Source organism: Bifidobacterium thermophilum (assembly GCF_002846655.1).
Classification (GTDB): domain Bacteria; phylum Actinomycetota; class Actinomycetes; order Actinomycetales; family Bifidobacteriaceae; genus Bifidobacterium; species Bifidobacterium thermophilum.
This window is the reverse complement of the sequence record NZ_PCGX01000012.1, coordinates 18,338-37,723: the sequence shown is the minus strand read 5'-3', so window position 1 is coordinate 37,723 and position 19,386 is coordinate 18,338. Positions and strand designations below refer to the sequence as shown.

Below are 19,386 nucleotides of genomic sequence, written 5' to 3'. Positions count from 1 at the left end.
CGTTCGGGCGCCTTGCGCGCCGCCGCATCGCGGCTGCCGACCGGGTCGTCGGCGCTTGTACGAACCGGTGATACCAGCTTACGGCAGTTCCCGGGGCATTGCAGGTATGACACCGCGGATTGTGAGGTATCTCACGACGGTTTCGCCGCGGGCGTCGAGACCTTCGAGTCGACACAGGTCGTCGTCGGCTGGACCCCGTTCGACATTGCCGAGACGCCCCGCTTTAGACGGCGGCGTGAGATTTCAACGAGGTGAACCTTGTGAAAAATCGGATGACTTCCGGGCGTGTTCTTTCCGCGCGGTGGCTATCGTGAGTACGGCGAAACCGACGATGGCCAGCACACCCACGCCGGAATCATCATGCCGAGCATCGAAGCCCGCGAGGCGAAGGAGGAGAGACATATGCGTGCACGCAGCCGCTTTCAGGAATTCCGCAGCCGTATGTCGCGCACCTTCCCGCCGAACCTTGCGCGTGTCATGCTGTTGTGCTGCGCCGCCCTGTGGGGTGGCAGCTATCTGGTCGCGAAGGTGGCGATGAGTGCCATTACGCCCCAATGGCTCATGGCTATGCGTATGACCGGCTCCTGCTTGATTATGTTCGTCCTGTTCCACCGGGTAATTATTCCCGCGCTCACCCGCGATATCATCATTCCCGCGCTGGTTGTGGGCGTCACTTACTACGGCACGATGATCATGCAGACCGAAGGCCTGAAAACCATTGATCCTGGCCGCAGCGCCTTCCTGACCGCCTCGTATTGCGTGCTCACCCCGTTCGCTGCATGGCTGGTCGCCAAACAGCACCCCAAACTGATCAATCTTGTCGCCGCAATCATCTGCCTGACCGGCGTGGGCTTCGTCGCCCTCAAACCCGGATCAGGCTCGCTTGCGCTCAGCCAAGGCGATTGGATGACCATCGCGAACGCGGTGATTTTCTCGTTCAATCTCACCTTCCTGGGACGCTACACCCAGCACTTCCATCCGATTGCCGTCACTTTCATGCAATTCGCCGTCGCCGACGTGTTCTTCCTGGTTGGCGCGCTGCTGACTGAACCGCTTCCGAACGCGTCATGGCTTGCGCCCGATGTCATCATGAGTTTCCTGTATCTGCTGATCGGAGCGACCACGATGGCGCAGATCATGCAGAATATCGGTCTGGCGCACGTGCCGCCGTCGAGCGCGGCCATCATCATGTGCACGGAAAGCCTGTTCGCCGTCGCATTCTCCGCGATGTTCTGGGGCGAAGCAATCGGCTGGACCTCAATCGTGGGTTTCTCGCTGATTTTCGTGGCGGTCATTATGTCCGTGGTGACCAAACGCAAATAATCCCGCCGTCGGTCTTTGCGGCTGTTTCCGAAACTGGTCACGTTAGACGGGACTCGCATATGAGCGGTGCGGGAAACAAACCCTACAGTTGTGTTGCGCGTGTGACCTTCTACCGACACTGAGGGACGCTTCAGCGTCGGTAGAAGCAGAACACCAACCTTCTGCCGACGCTGAAGCAACTTCCGGTGTCGACAGAAGATCGGCAGCCGTCCTGGTTTCTGCACGAATCCAATACCGTGGCGTACTCAGCGGCGGCACCCTACCAGAACGCGAGGCAGCCCAGTCGTATCCAAGTCGTATTGATGCGTGGAACCGGTATCCCCGGCAATCACTTCTCGAGTGAACCGAGCTCCATGAAATTCGCCAGATCGTCGAGGCTAAGTCCTACATAATCCTTGATATTGGTCACCTGAGGGCCGTCGAAGACCACGCCTTCGGGCGTGAACCCGGTGATTGCAACGACGGTCGCGCCGCTCGCGCCGCCGGACTGCAAACCGACAGGGGAGTCCTCGAACACCAGGCAGTTGGCAGGGTCAGCGCCCACGATTTCTGCGGCGCGCAAGTACGGTGCCGGGTCCGGCTTCGCGGGCAGACCGTCCTCGCCGCACACGTATCCGACGAACGCGCCCTGGGGCGCCTGGCGGGCCATGTTGTCGACCATCGCGCGAGGGGAGGCGGACACAATCACGTTCGGGATCCCAGCCTGCGACAGCACGTCAAGCAGCTCGACCGCACCGGTCGCCCAGCAAGGCTTCTCGCGCTCGCGGTCAATCACATAGCCGATGATTTCGGAGCGCAGTGTATCGGGGTCCACATGCGCGGGAATATACTCTTGCACAATCTGGAGCAGACGCGGGGTAGACTGGCCACGTGCACGCAGCGGTACCTCGTCGCTGAACGTGCCGCCATGCAGCTCGATGACATGCCGCTCGGCCGCCGCCCAGTAAACTTCCGAATTGATCAGCGTCCCGTCCATGTCCCAGAACACAGCTTCCGGAAGGCCTTCCGGTGCATCGGGCACGGCGGACGATTGAGAAAATGTCAAGGTGTCGTTGAAAGTCACCCGGCTTATTATTCCCATACGCGCGAACAAACAGCCCGGCCGTTGAACGAACCAGAGCCGACATCGCACCGTGTATACGGCGAGAAGGAACGACGGCTCAACGACTTAACCGATACATCTGACGTTTGCGACACGCATCCGCATTGTGAGCATGGCGCGATTTTTCAGCCCACGCCCAGCGTGTTCCTCCTTTTTCCGATACAGTCAGCAATGTGAAGAACTTTTTCAAGGGAATCTCTGTACCGCAACTTGTCGCCGGTGCGCTTGCGGCGGTCACCTCGTTCCTGCTGTCGGCCAGAATCGGCATCGCCGGATCGGTGATTGGCGTGGCTGTCGGCTCGATTGTATCCGCGGTGTCCTCGCAGCTGTACCAGAACATCCTCAAAGCGTCTTCGGAAAAACTCCAGGATGTCAAAGGCGGCGATGACGAGCAGATCGAGGGGGAGCAAACCGACCAGAGCGCTGATTCGGACGGCTCGAACGGGGAAACCGCGAGCCATCCTCGTCGGATCAGCAGTGACGAGACCACCGTGCTGCCCGTGCAGGGCGACCAGAGTGCCGCGAACGCGAGGAATACCCAGGATGAAGGGGAGACCAAGCCCGATGCAACGCGTGCCATGCCCACGGTTGGTGCTGCGGACGCGACCACGGTGATGCAGCCTGCGGATGATGCCACCCGTGTGATTTCCGGCGTGTCCGCGGCCGCTCATGACCATACTGGTGCGGACGGCCATCAGGGGCGCGTTATTGTTTCCGGCAACGAGACCGGGACGACGGCCGCCCGGCACCTGTCTGGTTCGGCGAACACTGAACGCGCTCGCAAGACCAAACGCGTGGCGATTATCATCTCCGTGGTCAGTGCGCTGGTGGCGGTGGGTATCACCGCAGGCGTCATCATGCTGGTCACCCGCGGCGAGGGCACGGATAGCGTGGTGCGTGACATGGTCGGCAATGCGCGGGTGACTCCGACTCCGACCCCCAGCGATTCGCAGACGCGGCGTGATGACGATCATCAGCTCGAGAAGCCAAGCGACAAGCCGTCCGCGACCGCGAGCCCATCCCCGTCCGCAAGCTCCAGCGCCTCAGCCTCGTCGACTGCAAGCCCGTCCCCGTCCGCGACTGCCAGTGCGTCCCCTTCGGCCAGCGCGTCGAGCAGCTCGAGCTCAACCTCGGGTTCAGATTCTGGTTCGTCGGCGGGTTCAAACGGTGGCGGGACTTCTGATTCCGGCACGACCGACGGATCTGATTCGGGCACTACTGGCACAGACTCGGATACTTCTGGAACCGGTTCGTCGTCATCCGGTTCGACTGATGGGTCTGGTACTGCGACGAAATAATCAATCAATCATATCGATGACAGCAATTTCCGGTGGGCGGTTACGCATTTGCGTGCCGCCCGCTGTTGTTGTGTGGTTGTCCGGTTTGTAACCGATGAATGGCCGGTAGCCGACTGGGTGGCTTGCATTATCTAGCGCCCGACGCAACGATTCGCCCCGGTTCGAGTGCCAGTTCGGTCATATGCCGAACGCGTGCCCCTTGACGAGAATCACCACACCGAGCGCGATGAGCACAAGTGGGAACAGGTACCGGTCCGAACGCTCGAGCCATTCGCCGATTCCCGGTCGGGTCGCGATGAAGCGCGCGAGCAGCACCAGGACGGTGACCAGAACAAGGAATACCACGCAATACACGATGACCACCGGGAGGCTATTGGATACGAATACCGGCACGTACACGCCGATATTGTCTCCACCGTTGGCGAAGGTGACCGCTGCGACTGTCGGCAGGGTGATGCTTTTGCCTTCGCCGGTGTCGTCATCGTCTTCGCCACGGATGCTGTCCCATGCGGCTTTGATGCCCAGTGCCAGCGGAATCAGACCGAAATAGGGGATTGCTTCGGCGGGAAGCAAGGTCACGGCACCGTATGAGGCGACCGCGGCGATGACGAGGATGCCGAAGAATCCGAGATACTGGCCGAGCAGAATAGTTCGTGTGGTGTTGCGTTGTTTTGCTCCGCGGGCGAAGAACAGAGCAAGCACGATGATGTCGTCGATGTTGGTCACGGCGAATAGCGCCACGGCTTGGATAATGGATGCAATCACGGTGGACCTTCCTGTTTGGTTGGTGTGTAGCTGATTCTCGATGTGTGGTGTTCGGTGTTCGGTGTGTGGTTGTCGTTGTTGGCTGCCGGCTATCGGCCCCTGCGTCACCTTTGGTTTCGATAGATTGACATTGTTGACTCTAGTGGACTTCAGAATATCTGTCGAACTCTATTGCCGCCCCTGAACCGCGGTCCCGGAAGCGCGATATCTCAACCAACAGCAACTCTTCAAGCGGTATTCCTGACGAGGATGTGCCGTCGTAGAATCCAGTGCGACACGCCGAGAGGGATGGTCGATTTTGATATCAGCCAATGGTGTTGTAATGTATACGAGGTCCGCGAAGAACGGACAAGATAACTGAAGACCGACCGGGGCTATGGCGCAGCTGGTAGCGCATCTCCATGGCATGGAGGGGGTCGGGGGTTCGAATCCCCCTAGCTCCACGGACAACCCGCATCGCAAGAGCGATGCGGGTTTTTCATTTCGGGTGACATTCCCGAAGTCGCGGATGTCGTCGCCCCGTCATCTGGTCATCTCGTCATCACGCCATCCCGCACGTGTCATGCCATGTCGTCCGTGTACGAAACGTGCGCATAGGAAACAGGCCGCATGGGAGCCAAAGCGAACCAAGGCATATGAAAGCCAACGGTGTTGCCCGAAACGTTCCATCTGGTTGCGTGTGCGGCGGCATGCGCAACGCCGCAGATCCCCGGAGATGATGCCAACAGCTTGCAGCAGACCGACGGTTTGCGTATGCCCAAACATACGCAACTCTGCGGAACGCACTGAAGAACGGCGGTGCCCCGTGACGACTGTCGTATTACGCATGCCGGGACATGCACAGCTGGGCGGATGTTATCGGCTATCGCCATCCCTTGTCAGGTTTTGCCCGATTGCGTACCCGCGGCATACGCGGCCTGACGAACCACCATCGACCATGACAAAGCGGTGGAGACATTCGGCGGTCACGTATGCTGCGGCACGCGCGGCTTGACGAATCCCGCCCGTTGTCGCGGCCGTACACGGTGTTCCGCAGTGTTGCGCGCGTCCGGGCTCGCTACTGTCCCATTTAGACACGCCTGTTGCGATTATCGCGAAATGTGGGTATGATGCGAACGTTGCCGCAATGGAGATGTATGAATCTCCCGTGAGCAGCGACTGCGCCAGTAGCCCAATGGATTAGAGCAGCTGACTACGGATCAGCAGGTTGCAGGTTCGAATCCTGTCTGGCGCACGTTCACACCCCGGGAACAGTCCCGGGGTTTTTCGTTTCCGGCCGATTCTGATTTTGGGGGCTGCCGGTTGTCATTGCTTCAGACGGACGGCTTTCGGTTGTCTGAAGTCCGAACAACTCGCGTCCGTCGGTCGTTTTGACGAGATATTGAGATTTCTCGGCGAGATGAGGACAGGGTAAGTTTCTTGAAAAGTCTGGAATATCAAGGATTTCAGGCTGTCGGTTGTTTTAGATGAGAGTGACTGGTTCTTAAAAAATCGCGGGAGGGCTCCTTCGTGGAGAGATATTGAGACTTTCTTCTCAATTTCTCGATGAAATCGGTCGTATTGGCGAGATGTTGAGATTCTGTCCGACGGTCATATGGCGGATATCGCTGCGGTCGGTATGCTCGCAAGCCTGTGCACCGCGTAGCGTAACCGGTAACCCGCGGTTCCCTGCGGCGTGGTCTTGTGTGTTTTCTCCAAAACGCGTCTCGCGCAGCGCACCCGACAACCCGCGACCCAACCCCCAGGTGACCGTGAAACAAACGCGCGCTGAACATCGCGTTACGTCATGGGGTGAAACCGCGGGAAGACGGTTTCGTCCCAGCCATGAGGGATTATGCTTATTTGGGATTCTTCGGCGGTCGCCGCGACTCGTTTGGAGTCAGGCCGCGGAACATCCACAGAAGGACGGTGGCTCAGGCGCACGATTCGCGTACGGCGAGAGCATAGATGAAAGGCAGGTGAGCGCATGCTGAGAATGTTCAGCACCATCAACGGTCAAGTGGAGCAGATCGAGAAACCGGAAAACGGCGCATGGCTATGTCTTTCGGAGCCGACCGACGTGGAGCTCGCCACGGTCTCCCAGGAAACCGGCATCGATCTGGCCGACCTGCGCGCCCCGCTCGATGACGAGGAACGTTCCCGCGTGGACGCCGAAGACGATTACACGATGATCATCGTCGACATCCCGACCGTCGAGGAACGCAGCGGCCGTGACTGGTACGAGACCATCCCGTTGTCGATTATCGTCACACAGAACCTCATCATCACCGTGTGCATGCAGGACACGCCCGTCCTCCACCCCTTCATGGAAGGCACCATTCGAGGCTTCAACACGTATATGAAGTCGCGGTTCATCCTGCAGATCCTGTACCGCAACGCCACGATGTACCTGCGATACCTGCGCATCATCGACCGCGAAACCGACAAACTCGAACTGCGTTTGCGCCACTCGATGCAAAACCGTGAAATCCTCATGCTGCTCGAATTGAGCAAGACCTTGGTCTACTTCACCACAAGCCTGAAATCCAACGAAATCGTGATGGAAAAACTCACCACGCTCTCACGGATCAAGCAATACCCGGAGGACGAGGATCTGCTTGACGATGTCATCACCGAAAACAAGCAGGCAATCGAGATGGCGAACATTTACAGCGGGGTCCTTGCGAACATGACCGACGCCTTCGCTTCGATCGTGTCCAACAACCTGAACAATGTGATGCGCATCTTCACCATCATCTCCATCGCGTTGTCCATTCCGACGCTCGTGTTCTCCATGTACGGCATGAATTTCCAGACCGGCATGCTTGGTATGCCGCTGACGGCCAGCAAATGGGGCTTCCTTATCGTCATCGTCCTCGCCATTGCCGCGGGCGGCCTGACTGCATGGTTCCTCGCCCGTTCCCGTCTATTCAAGTGATGTGAGCCTGAGCCCGGGCGCCTGCCGATCGGCATACCGCCTAGGTAGACACCAGAAGGTAAGGTCAGACACCAGACGCTCGCCATCGCCGCCGGTGATTCGCAGGCCGGTGACACACGGCAGCAGCATATGGCGGCGACACTCACAACGGCGACGCATACCACTGCGACACGCGTAGCCGCGATACGCGCAACGGAGGTGATCAGATGCGCACACCACGACGAATACTTGCCACTGTGCTTTGCTGCGCCCTCGCGGCCGCATCCCTGACAGGCTGCGAAGGCGCCTCAGACGCGTCCGCCAATCTGCCGGAAGGCCCGACCATCACCATCGGCGTCGCCGCAGACATGCCGGGATTGAGCCGCTTGCACGACGGCTCCTACTCCGGATTCGACGTGAATGTCGCCACCTACGTGGCCAATGAGCTCGGTTATGCGAAAAAGCAGATCATGTTCAGGTCGGTCACCGTCTCCGATTACAGCAAACGGCTCAACGACCGCTTCGTCGACATCGTCGCGGCACCCCTGCCGATTGGAATCACCTCCAGCGACGACGCCACAACCTTCGCCGGCCCGTATTTGAGCGCCGCGCAAGGACTGCTCGTCCGCGCCGACGACGCCGACACGATTACCGGCACCGATGACCTGGCAGGCCATACCGTGTGCACCGTCACCGGGTCGGGAGCTTCCGACGGCATTCGCAGCCTCCAGCCCAAGGCGCGCATCCAGGAGCGTGCGACCTACCTGCAATGCGTCACCGCGCTGCTCGTCGGGGAGGCTGACGCAGTCAGCGGCGATGACGCGGCGCTCGCCGGTCTCGCCGCGAACGAAGGATCGCAGTATCTGCACGTTGTATCCGGCCGATTCGGCACGTCCTTGCACGCCGTAAGCGTCAAGGCGGGGGAGAGCGCACTCGCCTCGAAAATCGACGCGATCCTCAAGCAGATGGTCACCTCCGGCACTTGGCGCTCTTTTGCCGATGAGATGACCAATCAGCTCGGTTACCACCCGTCCGCGAAGCTCAATCCGCCGACAATACGTTCGGATAATGGATAGGCACTCGCGTCGTGTCCCGTTGTGCGGCAATAATCCTTGTTTATGACCGACAACACGCAAGCACACGAAGGCGAGCCAGCGTACCGCTATAACGCGAAGCTCGCACAGACCATCGAGGAAAAGTGGCAGAAGACCTGGGAAGAGCAGGGCACGTTCTGGGCGGCGAATGTCAAGGGTGACCTGACGGACGGCAACGGCAAGAACGCCGACGGCCGCACCCCCTACTTCGCCATGGACATGTTCCCCTACCCGTCCGGCAAGGGCCTGCACGTCGGCCACCCGCTCGGATATCTGGCCACCGACGTGGTCAGCCGCTACCACCGCATGAAGGGCGAGAACGTCCTGCATGCCATGGGTTATGACGCTTTCGGTCTGCCGGCCGAGCAGTATGCGGTCCAGACCGGCCAGCATCCACGCGTCACCACGGAGCAGAATATCGCGAATATGAGCCGCCAGCTGCATCGCATGGGACTGAGCTTCGACAACCGCCGCAGCTTCGCGACCATCGACCCTGATTACATGCGCTGGACGCAGTGGATTTTCTCCCGCATCTACGATGCTTGGTACGACCCTGATTTCGTCCGCCGCGACGGCGGCAAGGGTTCCGCCCGCCCAATCAGCGAACTGGTCGAGAAGTTCAAGTCCGGTGCCAAGCCAATCCCCGGCTTCGAAGACAAGGCGTGGAGTGATCTCAACGCCCGCCAGCAGGCCGACGTGCTCAACGATTTCCGTCTCGCCTACATCTCCAAGTCCCCGGTCAACTGGTGCCCGGGCCTTGGCACGGTTCTGGCGAACGAGGAAGTCACTGCGGAAGGTCGCTCCGAACGCGGCAACTATCCGGTTTTCCAGCGCGAGCTGCGCCAGTGGTCGATGCGCATCACCGCGTATGGCCACCGACTGATCCAAGATCTCGACACCATCGACTGGCCTGAGAAGGTCAAGCTCATGCAGCGCAACTGGATCGGCGAATCCCACGGTGCTGCCGTGCATTTCCCGGTCGCCTCGGAAGACGGCGAACAGGATATGGAAGTCTATACGACACGTCCCGATACCCTGTTCGGCACCACCTTCGCGGTGGTCTCCCCGGAACACGAACTGCTTGAGCATGTTCCCGCCGCTTGGCCGCAGGATGTGCCCGAAGCATGGAAGGGCGGGTACGCGACTCCGAAGGAGGCTGTGCACGCGTACCGGCTTGCTGCTGAGGCGAAAACCGCCAAGGACCGTGTCGACGAGGGCGGCGAGAAGACCGGCCTGTTCACCGGCCTGTACGCGACCAACCCGATCACCGGCAAGCAGCTGCCAATCTTCACCGCCGACTACGTGCTCATGGATTACGGCACCGGCGCGATTATGGCGGTGCCTGGCGGCGACCAGCGCGATTACGATTTCGCCGCCAAGTTCGGTCTGCCGGTCATCTACACCGTCAAGCCGCTGCCCGGCTCAAACGACGACCTCGCCAACTATGAGGGTAAGGCCCCGTTCGTCTCCCATGATGGCATCGTCGTCAACTCTTCGACCGACTCCACTTATGCGAAGGGCGACAGCCTGTCGCTCGACGGTCTGCGTGTTGACGAGGCAATCGACAAGGTCATCGGTTGGCTGGAAGCCGCCGGCGTCGGCAAGGGCACGGTCAGCTACCGTCTGCGCGACTGGCTGTTCAGCCGCCAGCGCTACTGGGGCGAGCCGTTCCCGATCGTCTACGACGAGGACGAGGTGCCGCATCTGCTGCCCGACAGCATGCTGCCGATCAACCTGCCCGACGTGCCGGACTACAGCCCGAAGACCTTCGACCCTGAGGACGCCGAATCCAACCCGGAGGCGCCGCTCAGCCGCAACGACGACTGGGTGAACATCACCCTCGACCTGGGCGACGGTCCCAAGCAGTATCATCGCGACACGAATACCATGCCGAACTGGGCGGGGTCCTGCTGGTACTACATGCGCTACATCGACCCCAAAGACGCCGAGCACATGGTGGAGACCGACGAGTTCAACTACTGGATGGGCCCGCACCACAACAAGACCGCAGGCGAATCCGGCGGTGTCGACCTGTACATCGGCGGCGTGGAGCATGCGGTGCTGCACCTGCTGTATTCGCGCTTCTGGCACAAGGTCCTGTACGATCTGGGATATGTCAGCTCGCCGGAACCGTTCCACAAGCTGTTCAACCAGGGCATGATTCAGGCTTACGCCTACACGGACGACCGCGGACAGTACGTGCCGGCCGACGAGGTCGAGGAAGGCCCGGCCGGCCCGGACGGCGAACCGACCTTCACCTGGCACGGCCAGCATGCGAACCGCGAGTTCGGCAAGATGGGCAAGAGCCTGAAGAACATCGTCACCCCGGACTACATGTACGAGAACTACGGTGCCGACACCTTCCGCCTGTATGAAATGAGCATGGGCCCGCTGGACGAGTCCCGCCCGTGGAACACGCGCAACGTGATCGGCGGCATGCGTTTCCTGCAACGCCTGTGGCGTAACGTGGTCGACGAGAACACCGGCGAAGTCAAGGTCTCCGACGATCCGATGGACGAGAAGACCTTGAAGCTCCTGAACAACACGATCGCCGACGTGACCGTGGAAATGGAGAACATGCGCCCGAACACGGCAATCGCCAAGCTCATCGTGCTCAACAACCACCTGACTGGTTTGAAGGCCGTCCCGCGCGCCGCCGTGGAGCCACTGATTCTCATGCTCTCGCCGATCGCCCCGCATATTTGCGAGGAACTGTGGAACCGTCTGGGGCACGCCGAGTCGCTCGCCCATGAGCCGTGGCCGAAGGCTGATGAACGCTACGTCGGTCAGGATACGGTCACCGCGGTCGTGCAGATCAAGGGCAAGATTCGCGCCAAGCTGGAGGTCAGCCCGGATATCGCGCCCGAAGAGCTCGAAAAGCGCGCGCTCGAAGCGGTTGCCGACCGTCTCGGCGGCAAGGAACCGCGCAAGGTGATTGTCAAGGCCCCGAAGATCGTGTCGATCGTCCCGGCGGAGTGATTCGCCGGCCAAAGGTGTTCCCGCATCGGGGAAGCATCCTTTGACCACATTTGCCTTGACGGCGTGCAAAGCACCCATGTCCCCGGCATGCTGGAGACATGGGTGTTGTATTTTCCGAGTATGATGACGCGTCCCCGGGCAGTCTGCTTTCGCCGCCTCCGCCGCCTTGTAGAGCAGGGGCGGCGGCCGAGTCCGCCGGCGGGACCGAAACGAACACTGCCTCAGTAGCCGCATCTGAGACAGGTCTGGCCCCTGCCGGCGAATCAGCCGGACCAGCAACCGGCACGGGGTATACCAGCCTCGCCGCGCTCGCCGGCGTGAGAAGCACAGACACGGACGCGGCATGCCAAGACACGCCGGGGGAACGTCGCCCGCGACTGACCTGCACCCCCGGTCAGGCAGCCATCATCATGCTCATACTCATTGGCGCGTTATGCGCCAGTTTGGGGCTCCTGATTCGGCAATCCGTCAATCTTGCACGGCTTGACGGGCACGATGCCGCCACCCATGCACCCGCCGCCCCTACCACGGGATCGGCCTTCGCGTCCCCGAACGACGCGACACCAGATGCCGGCACAGTCGCCGGCGGGCAGTCGCAAGCAGGGGAAGACGGGCAGAGCGGGCAATCCGGTGCCGTACAACAGTCGGACGCGCCTGCGCCGACACCGGCTGCAACGGATGACGGGCGTATCGACATCAACACTGCGGATGCCGCACAGCTGCAAACCTTGAACGGCGTCGGTCCGGTCACCGCGCAACGCATCATCGACTACAGGAATGAGCATGGCCGGTTCTCCAGCGTCGACGATCTGCTCAACGTCAGCGGCATCGGGGCGAAAACCCTCGAAAAACTGCGAGCCCAGGCGGTCGTCCGATGAGCCGGACGTCAACCGGAGTGCGGCTCGATGGCCGCCACGATTTGAGACTGCTGCCCGTCGCCATTGCCATGTGGGCGGGGGAGCTCGCCGCCTCGGCAGTCTGCAACCGTGCCAACCTCGCTTCCGGCGCCTCCCCGGGCGCCACGGTATGGACGGCGTCCATGATGCCCGTTCTTCTTGTGGTTTTTCCTGCCAGCCTCGCATTGCTCGCAGCGATGATATATGCCCGACGCAGCCTTGCCTGCATTATCCGCACCGCATGGCGGGGCACGGTTCCCACAGGCGCAGGCATCGTGCTGCTAGTCATGGTCCTTACGGCGAGCGGGGCGGGAATACTGGTCTCAAGCGCCCACCAGCGGACGCAACAACGTGATCCGGCCATGCGTATTGCCCAACAGGCATCAGCGTCGCGACTGTCCACGCTTGATATGCACATCGACACGCCGATGACCGCATCATCGAGACGCGGAGCCGATTGCCAGGCGGACGTCACCATCATCGGCGTGCATGAAGCCGCACGCGTGACACCCTCGCATGCGAGCGCACGGCTGTTCGCCAACGGCGACACCTGTATCAGCCTTGACCACGGCATGCGGATTCGCACACAAGCAAGCGTGAGCCCAGCCGCATTCGGCAGTCGACCGTTGTGGGTGGATGACCTTACGCACACCGGGATTACGCGCGCGCCGCAACCTGCCCGCTCTCTTGCCAATCGGATGCGCCACCGCTTCGCCGCCGTGACCGCGAGACTATCTGATCAGGGCAGGATTCTCGTGCCGGGATTGACTTGCGGTTTGCTTGGTCAGGATTACATCGGTCCGGGATCTTTGGAACAGCCGGACGCCACGTATGCGGCACGGGTCGAACAGGAATTCCGCACGAGTGGCATCATGCACCTGATGGCCGTGTCCGGTGGGCATTTCATCCTCATCGCCCAACTGGCCCAATGGCTGGGCGCCGCCATTCGCCTGCCACGCCCTGTTGCCGCAATTGGTGTTATCGCAGCCTATCAGGGGCTCGCCATCCTCGTGTACCCGTCGGATTCCGTGCTGCGCGCCCAGATTATGGGAACGTTCAGCGCCATCGGCATGCTTTTCGGTCGTCCGCCGCAGACCGCCAGTGCGCTCGCATGGACCACGATTATGGTGTTGGCGCTTGCTCCGGGAAAATCCGCAAGCTACGGGTATGCGCTTTCCAGTGCGGCGGTGCTCGGCATCACTCTGTGCACCCCGCCGTTGCAACGGCGATTGGATCGCCGACTGCCGCACACAGCAAGTCAAGCGGTCGCAACGACCCTGTCCGCGCAGATATTCACCTTGCCCATACAAATCCTTATGGAACCGCAGATCCCGCTGCTGTCCGTCCTTGCCAACATCATGGTGGCGCCGTTTGTCAGCTGGGCCACCATCACCGGGCTGATTGCGCTGATACTCGCGCCGTTCGTGCCGGCTTTGGCGTTCGCGGCCGCATGGCTGGCTAGTTGCGGTACCGCCATCATGGCGTGGACCGCCCATGTGTGCGCGGCCCCGGATTGGACAGCGTTGGCATGGCCGTCCGGCATCCCGGGGGCGCTACTGGCACTCGCCGTGCAAGCGGTCATCGCGTTGCTGCCCGGCATCATCCGTTTGGGTGCGCATGCCATAGGCGACCGTGCAATCCGCTATGGTCGCCCGCGAGCGGGCCGGGAACAATCCGGGCAGGATACATGCACCTTCATGAATCCCGGACACGCACGACGGCCGCACCCGCCGATCGCGGGCAACAGCCGTGCGGGTTGCACTCCGGCGGGACGCCCATGGCGGGCATGCGGGAAGATTGGGGCATGGCTTGCCGAAACACGCGGTATGATCGACGACCAATGGCACCGGCACAATCGATGACTTGTCGCATCCCGATACCTCACACACCCGAAGATGTCCACCGATACAGCGAGATTGGAACCATGGCAGCCACGAAACACACTTTCCCGCCGTTTTACATTGTCTGTGGCGGGGATTCCTACCTCAACGAGGAAGCCGTACGCGATATGCGCCGACAGGCCTCAGCCGCGCGGCCCGACGCAGAAACCGTGGAGCTCGATGCCTCAACGACAGACCGTTACGCCTTCGACGAAGCCGTCAGTCCCTCGCTGCTGTCGCCCGTATCCATCGTGACCGTCACCAATATGCAGAACGCCGACGAACAGCTCGGCGACAGCATGGTCGCCTACTGCAAGCAGGCAGTCGCCGACCCCGGGCAGGCAAGCATTGTCATCGCCCAGCATGAAGGCGGCCCCAAAGGCAAACGGCTGCTCGACGAGCTCACTCGCGCCGGAGCGCGTGTCGATAAGCCAGCCGACCTGAAAAATCCGAAGGCGAAAGTCCAGTTCGTCACCTCGCAATTCGAACAACGGCACCGGCGGATTGAGCCTGCGGCCGCGCAGCAACTTGTCGCGGTCCTTGGAGAGCGTACTGGCGAGCTCGCCGCCATGTGCGAACAATTGTGCTTCGATTTCGACGATGACCCCATCGGGCTTGATCGTGTGAACCAGTACCTGACCGCCAACCCGCAGGTCACCGGCTTCACCGTCGCCGACACCGCCATGGCGGGCAACACCACACAAGCCATCATCGCCATGCGATCGGCTGTCCAACAGGGCACCGACCCGATCGCGCTCATCGGCGCGCTCGCCCTGAAACTGCGCACCATCGCCAAGGCGTCAGCCGTGCGAGCGGGCACCATTTCCGTGGCTGAAGCGAAAACCAACCCGTGGGTCATGCGCAACACCATGCGCCAGCTGACCGGTTGGACCTCCGCAGGGCTGTCCGCATGCATCCAACAGCTCGCGTGGGCCGACGAACAAAGCAAAACCAACGGCGGCGACCCCGTATACGCGCTCGAACAAGCCATCCAACTCATCGCCCGCAAAGGCAGGCCAGTGGCCTGAACAAGAACCGGACACACCGAACAACCAGACATCGAGAACACGCCATGACACACACCATCAATCCAAACACCAGCGATGCTGGCACAACCCATACCAACGTGGGCGACGCCGACACAACCCACAGCGAGACCGGCACGACGCTGAGCGTCGAAGTCCCCACCGCCGACGCGATGCGCGCGCTCGGCATCCGCATCGGCAGCATGCTGCACGGCGGTGACGTCCTGCTCCTGTCCGGGCCGCTGGGAGCCGGGAAAACCACACTCGCCCAAGGTATCGGCGCCGGACTGCACGCCGACGAGCCCGTCGTGTCGCCCACGTTCACCATCGCACGCGAACTGCACGGCCAATTCGCAGACGGTACGCCGGCAACACTCATCCATGTCGACGCCTACCGGCTGGGTGGAAACGCGTACGCGCCGGGACAAGACAGCGTGGACCGGCTGCTTGACGAGCTCGAATCCATCGGCCTTGACGAAGAACTCGACAACCCGAGCGACAACACCGTGATCCTCATGGAATGGGGCGAGCAAATGGCTGCCGCGCTCGCCGACGAACGGCTCGACATCCACATCGGCAGGCCCTTGCCAGCCGCCCCGCACACTGACAGGGGAGCAGAAAGCGCCACGCCGGAACTGACCAGCGACGGCATCAGAACCGTCGAACTCATTCCCGTCGGTAAACCATGGCAGCGACGGATTGACGCCATAGCTGACCTCCGGTAAGCGCCGTTCACGTTTTTGCCCGGGCGCTGCAAACTTCAACGCCCGAGCATCACCCGCGCGACAAGAGTAAAGTAACTGAGGATCCGCAAACACGCAGGAGGCACCATGACGCATACGCTGGTCATTGACACATCATATGGTTCGACGGTGGGGCTCGTCGGGCACGAGCCCATCATCGAAACCGACTCACGAACCCATGTCGAACGCCTCCAAGTCAATATCAGCCGCGCCTGCGAGCAGGCGAACATCCAGCCGCAGGACATTAGCCGCATCATCGTAGGCACCGGTCCGGGGCCGTTTACCGGGCTCAGGGCGGGAATCGTCACCGCCAAGGCGCTCGCTTTTGCGACCGGTGCCCAGCTGATCGGGCAGAACATTCTCGACGCGCAGGTGCTACTCGGCCTCCTGCGCAAGGAAGACGGCAGCCTCACATCTATCACCGGCGAACAGGCGCAAGATGACGACCCCGATCCGGATGGGCCGCACAGGCTCATTCTTGCCGTCAACGATGCCAGGCGCCGCCAACTGTACTTCCAGCTCGTCGACGCGCAAGCCTACCTCAACGCGTTGCGCACCTCGCAACCCGTGGAAGAACGCGGCCGTATCGCCACATTGATCGGCATGGATATTGACTATCCGAACAATATCGTGCAACGGGTGAACGCCGTCGTCCAACAGCTGCGGGAGGCCGACGGGCGCGGCAGACAGATTGACATCATCGTCGACGTCATCGGACATGGTGCCCAACGCTACAGCCAAGCTTGGAACCAGCTTGAACACCCGGGCACCGTCCTCGATGCATCCCTGCCGGAACAAGGCGAACCAGGGTTGCGGGCCTTCTCTGAACTGGCCCTGACCCAGCTCAACGCGGGAGCAACCCCGGCAAGCGCAGAACCCCTGTATCTGCGCCGGCCCGACGTGTCCATCCCCAATCCGCTCAAACACGTGCTCAACCACGGCGCCGCAACCGCAGCCGACATCCGTTGACCACGTAGCTGAACCGGAACACAAGACATACGGACCGACAGCCATGATTGTCGACTACACCACACTCGAACGCGAACCGCTGATCGCCACGCTCGCCGGGCTCGAACGCGACCTGTTCGGGCGCGGATCGTGGACAAGCACCATGATTCGCCAAGAACTCGACGCACCCGCGCGCACGTATCTAATTGATATCGTTTCTGATTCCGACATCGACCATTCGACGGCGGCACAGCCCGGAACCCTGCCCATCCGCGGATATGCCGGCTACTGGTACGACGGTGATGACGCTGAAATCATGACCATAGGCGTCGCCCGCCAATACCAAGGCCAGGGCATCGCCACACGGCTGATGGGCGGGCTGATCGGCCGCGCGCGAACGCAAGGTGCCCGTCGCATCCTGCTCGAAGTGCGCGTCGACAATGAACCCGCACTGGCGCTGTACCGGCATCAAGGGTTCACCACGCTCGGCAGGCGCAAACACTACTATCAGCCGGACAACGTCGACGCCTACACTATGGCGCTCGATTTGACGCCGCATATCGCCGGATTTGCGCTTTCCAGTGATGATGCGACGGGCGGCATGCGGCATGATCCGTGAGACGCCTTGAGAAACATACGAACAGCACGAAAAACAGCAAGCGTGAACGGCACGCAGCGCAACGCATATGATCAGCATCCAAAGGAATCAACCATGAACCAGCCAACCATTCTCGGCATTGAATCCACCTGCGACGAAACCGCCGCAGCCATCGTTCAGGGCAACACTCTGCTTTCCAACGTCGTCTCCTCATCCATGAACGAGCATGCGCGCTACGGCGGAGTCATCCCCGAAATCGCCTCACGCGCTCATGCCGAAGCCTTCGTCCCGTGCGTCCAACAGGCGCTCGCGGATGCCGGGCTTGAGCTTTCCGACGTCGACGCTATTGCCGTGTCCGCAGGTCCAGGCCTCGCCGGATGCCTCGCCGTCGGGGTTTCCGGGGCCAAAGCGCTTGCGTGGGCTGCGCACAAACCGATTTACGGTATCAATCATGTCATCGGGCATATTGCGGTTACGCAGCTGCAATTCGGCGCATTTCCGCCGGACACGCTCGCGCTGATTGTTTCCGGCGGGCATACGTCACTGCTGCATGTCGAGGATGTCGCGCGGCATATTGATGTCGTTGGCACCACGCTCGATGATGCGGCGGGGGAGTGCTTCGACAAGGTCGCTCGCCTGTTGGGATTCCCGTATCCGGGTGGCCCGCATATCGACCGGCACGCGCAGCAGGGCAATCCGCATGCCATCCGCGTGCCCCAAGGGTTGACGCAGGGTAAGGCCGGACGGGAGCATCCGTACGATTTCAGCTTCTCCGGTGTGAAAACCGCTGTCGCCCGGTGGATCGAGGAGCAGCAGGCCGAAGGACGAGCCATCCCGGTGGATGACGTGTGTGCGTCGTTGGCGGATTCCGTGGCGAGCGTGTTGGCCCGCAAGGCGATGCACGGCTGCGAACAATATGGGTCGAAGACGTTGATCGTCGGCGGTGGTTTTTCGGCGAACTCCCAGTTGCGAGCCAAGCTGCTTGAAGAAGGAGAGCGTTGCGGGGTGGAGGTTCGTATCCCGCAGATCAAGCTGTGCACAGACAACGGGGCGATGGTCGCGATGCTTGGTGTGAATCTGGTCGAGGCTGGAGTCAAGCCGTCCGACCCGGATTTCCCGATCGACTCGGCCATGCCGCTGACGACGATTAGTGTGTGAACGGATTCTCGCAACTCTCACAATTGTGGGGGCTTGGCTCGGGGAATTGGCTTGGGAGACTGACTTCTGCTTGTTCTGCTTGTTCTGCTTGTTCTGTTTGTGCAGCGGGGCTCTGTGTGAGCCAATCCTCACATGGATTGTGTCTTGACCGGTCATGGGGCTAATTCTGATTGAAATATCCGCTGTTATGTGAGTGAATCCTCACATGGTGGTGCATGGATTGGCCAAATGGGTGATTACGGCCGTCGGATGGGCCGTTGTGTGAGTGGGACCTCACAAGGACAGGCATTGGATTCATCCGATTGATTTGCAGATAAACCCGCCTACGGTGCGATTGGATGTCACACCGCAAGCGGGTTTATTTCATGATGTCGAATCGTTGCGATTGATGCACCGGATGCGATTTTCGTTGAAACCACGGGCGACACGCCGAATGCTCGCTCGATTTGCGTATCTGCTCGCTGCGTGTAATATATATCAATTGTGCGCGGGAGTTAATCCCACGGACAAAGCGAAAGCAGATATTCCTGCGTAGCTCAGTTGGCAGAGCATCCGACTGTTAATCGGACGGTCGCTGGTTCAAGCCCAGCCGCAGGAGCTCCATCAGCCCCCGGGTCACCGGGGGCTTTTTCCGTATCACCCTCATGCACCTTCCGTGGCGTATAGGAACAACGTGGTGCT

Annotated in this window: 14 protein-coding genes and 3 tRNA genes; 15 read left to right on the top strand and 2 right to left on the bottom strand. The window is 61.0% G+C overall.

Annotation, left to right across the window (positions count from 1 at the left end; all coding sequences use genetic code 11):
- The first annotated feature begins 402 nt into the window (after positions 1-402).
- Positions 403-1,323 carry a DMT family transporter gene (locus CQR48_RS08550; protein ID WP_026650654.1) on the top strand — a complete coding sequence of 307 codons (921 nt, stop codon included), beginning with the start codon at positions 403-405 and terminating at the stop codon, positions 1,321-1,323.
- Positions 1,324-1,651: 328 nt separating this feature from the next.
- Here the strand turns inward: CQR48_RS08550 and CQR48_RS08545 are convergent, their stop codons facing one another.
- Positions 1,652-2,386 carry an HAD family hydrolase gene (locus tag CQR48_RS08545; protein ID WP_180335145.1) on the bottom strand — a complete coding sequence of 245 codons (735 nt, stop codon included), beginning with the start codon at positions 2,384-2,386 and terminating at the stop codon, positions 1,652-1,654.
- Positions 2,387-2,598: 212 nt separating this feature from the next.
- Between CQR48_RS08545 and CQR48_RS08540 the strand changes: the two genes are divergently transcribed.
- Positions 2,599-3,723, top strand: a complete 1,125-nt coding sequence (locus CQR48_RS08540; protein ID WP_101452639.1) for a hypothetical protein — start codon at positions 2,599-2,601, stop codon at positions 3,721-3,723.
- A gap of 177 nt (positions 3,724-3,900) precedes the next feature.
- On the opposite strand, the gene CQR48_RS08535 is transcribed toward CQR48_RS08540, so the two are convergent.
- Positions 3,901-4,488 (bottom strand): cadmium resistance transporter, encoded by a 588-nt coding sequence (locus CQR48_RS08535; RefSeq protein ID WP_044091314.1) that lies wholly within the window; start codon positions 4,486-4,488, stop codon positions 3,901-3,903.
- Positions 4,489-4,858: 370 nt separating this feature from the next.
- Here CQR48_RS08535 and CQR48_RS08530 point away from each other — a divergent pair.
- The 13 genes from CQR48_RS08530 (at position 4,859) to CQR48_RS08470 (ending at position 19,303) form a co-directional block, all read left to right on the top strand.
- Positions 4,859-4,931, top strand: a tRNA-Ala gene (locus tag CQR48_RS08530).
- Positions 4,932-5,648: 717 nt separating this feature from the next.
- Positions 5,649-5,722, top strand: a tRNA-Arg gene (locus CQR48_RS08525).
- A 732-nt stretch (positions 5,723-6,454) separates the two neighbouring features.
- Positions 6,455-7,405 (top strand): magnesium transporter CorA family protein, encoded by a 951-nt coding sequence (locus CQR48_RS08520; RefSeq protein ID WP_015451239.1) that lies wholly within the window; start codon positions 6,455-6,457, stop codon positions 7,403-7,405.
- Between the two features lie 206 nt (positions 7,406-7,611).
- Positions 7,612-8,460 (top strand): transporter substrate-binding domain-containing protein, encoded by an 849-nt coding sequence (locus tag CQR48_RS08515; RefSeq protein ID WP_101452638.1) that lies wholly within the window; start codon positions 7,612-7,614, stop codon positions 8,458-8,460.
- 42 nt (positions 8,461-8,502) lie between these two features.
- A complete protein-coding gene (leuS, locus tag CQR48_RS08510; RefSeq protein ID WP_101452637.1) occupies positions 8,503-11,457 on the top strand; it encodes a leucine--tRNA ligase in 2,955 nt (984 codons plus the stop codon).
- 98 nt (positions 11,458-11,555) lie between these two features.
- A complete protein-coding gene (locus CQR48_RS08505; RefSeq protein ID WP_101452636.1) occupies positions 11,556-12,335 on the top strand; it encodes a ComEA family DNA-binding protein in 780 nt (259 codons plus the stop codon).
- Entirely contained in the window at positions 12,332-14,215 is a 1,884-nt protein-coding gene (locus CQR48_RS08500; protein ID WP_101452635.1) for a ComEC/Rec2 family competence protein, read from the top strand. The genes CQR48_RS08505 and CQR48_RS08500 overlap by 4 nt, the downstream gene beginning before the upstream one ends.
- A 62-nt stretch (positions 14,216-14,277) precedes the next feature.
- Positions 14,278-15,261 (top strand): DNA polymerase III subunit delta, encoded by a 984-nt coding sequence (holA, locus tag CQR48_RS08495; RefSeq protein ID WP_101452634.1) that lies wholly within the window; start codon positions 14,278-14,280, stop codon positions 15,259-15,261.
- 170 nt (positions 15,262-15,431) lie between these two features.
- The gene (tsaE, locus tag CQR48_RS08490; RefSeq protein ID WP_101452692.1) at positions 15,432-15,983 is read left to right on the top strand and encodes a tRNA (adenosine(37)-N6)-threonylcarbamoyltransferase complex ATPase subunit type 1 TsaE; all 552 of its coding nucleotides are present in this window, start codon (positions 15,432-15,434) and stop codon (positions 15,981-15,983) included.
- Positions 15,984-16,088: 105 nt separating this feature from the next.
- Positions 16,089-16,970: a tRNA (adenosine(37)-N6)-threonylcarbamoyltransferase complex dimerization subunit type 1 TsaB gene (gene tsaB / locus CQR48_RS08485; RefSeq protein WP_015451232.1), complete on the top strand. Its 882-nt coding sequence runs from the start codon at positions 16,089-16,091 to the stop codon at positions 16,968-16,970.
- 43 nt (positions 16,971-17,013) lie between these two features.
- A complete protein-coding gene (rimI, locus tag CQR48_RS08480) occupies positions 17,014-17,568 on the top strand; it encodes a ribosomal protein S18-alanine N-acetyltransferase (RefSeq protein ID WP_033493474.1) in 555 nt (184 codons plus the stop codon).
- A gap of 93 nt (positions 17,569-17,661) precedes the next feature.
- Entirely contained in the window at positions 17,662-18,705 is a 1,044-nt protein-coding gene (gene tsaD / locus CQR48_RS08475; RefSeq protein WP_015451230.1) for a tRNA (adenosine(37)-N6)-threonylcarbamoyltransferase complex transferase subunit TsaD, read from the top strand.
- A 525-nt stretch (positions 18,706-19,230) separates the two neighbouring features.
- Positions 19,231-19,303: transfer RNA gene (locus CQR48_RS08470), tRNA-Asn, on the top strand.
- Positions 19,304-19,386 lie beyond the last annotated feature (83 nt).

Excerpts from the sequence above, each read along its gene's own strand:
- CQR48_RS08550 (WP_026650654.1), top strand. The coding sequence starts at position 403 with ATGCGTGCACGCAGCCGCTTTCAGGAATTCCGCAGCCGTATGTCGCGC.
- CQR48_RS08520 (WP_015451239.1), top strand. The coding sequence starts at position 6,455 with ATGCTGAGAATGTTCAGCACCATCAACGGTCAAGTGGAGCAGATCGAG.
- CQR48_RS08515 (WP_101452638.1), top strand. The coding sequence starts at position 7,612 with ATGCGCACACCACGACGAATACTTGCCACTGTGCTTTGCTGCGCCCTC.
- leuS (WP_101452637.1), top strand. The coding sequence starts at position 8,503 with ATGACCGACAACACGCAAGCACACGAAGGCGAGCCAGCGTACCGCTAT.
- CQR48_RS08505 (WP_101452636.1), top strand. The coding sequence starts at position 11,556 with ATGGGTGTTGTATTTTCCGAGTATGATGACGCGTCCCCGGGCAGTCTG.
- CQR48_RS08500 (WP_101452635.1), top strand. The coding sequence starts at position 12,332 with ATGAGCCGGACGTCAACCGGAGTGCGGCTCGATGGCCGCCACGATTTG.
- holA (WP_101452634.1), top strand. The coding sequence starts at position 14,278 with ATGGCAGCCACGAAACACACTTTCCCGCCGTTTTACATTGTCTGTGGC.
- tsaE (WP_101452692.1), top strand. The coding sequence starts at position 15,432 with ATGCGCGCGCTCGGCATCCGCATCGGCAGCATGCTGCACGGCGGTGAC.
- tsaB (WP_015451232.1), top strand. The coding sequence starts at position 16,089 with ATGACGCATACGCTGGTCATTGACACATCATATGGTTCGACGGTGGGG.
- rimI (WP_033493474.1), top strand. The coding sequence starts at position 17,014 with ATGATTGTCGACTACACCACACTCGAACGCGAACCGCTGATCGCCACG.
- tsaD (WP_015451230.1), top strand. The coding sequence starts at position 17,662 with ATGAACCAGCCAACCATTCTCGGCATTGAATCCACCTGCGACGAAACC.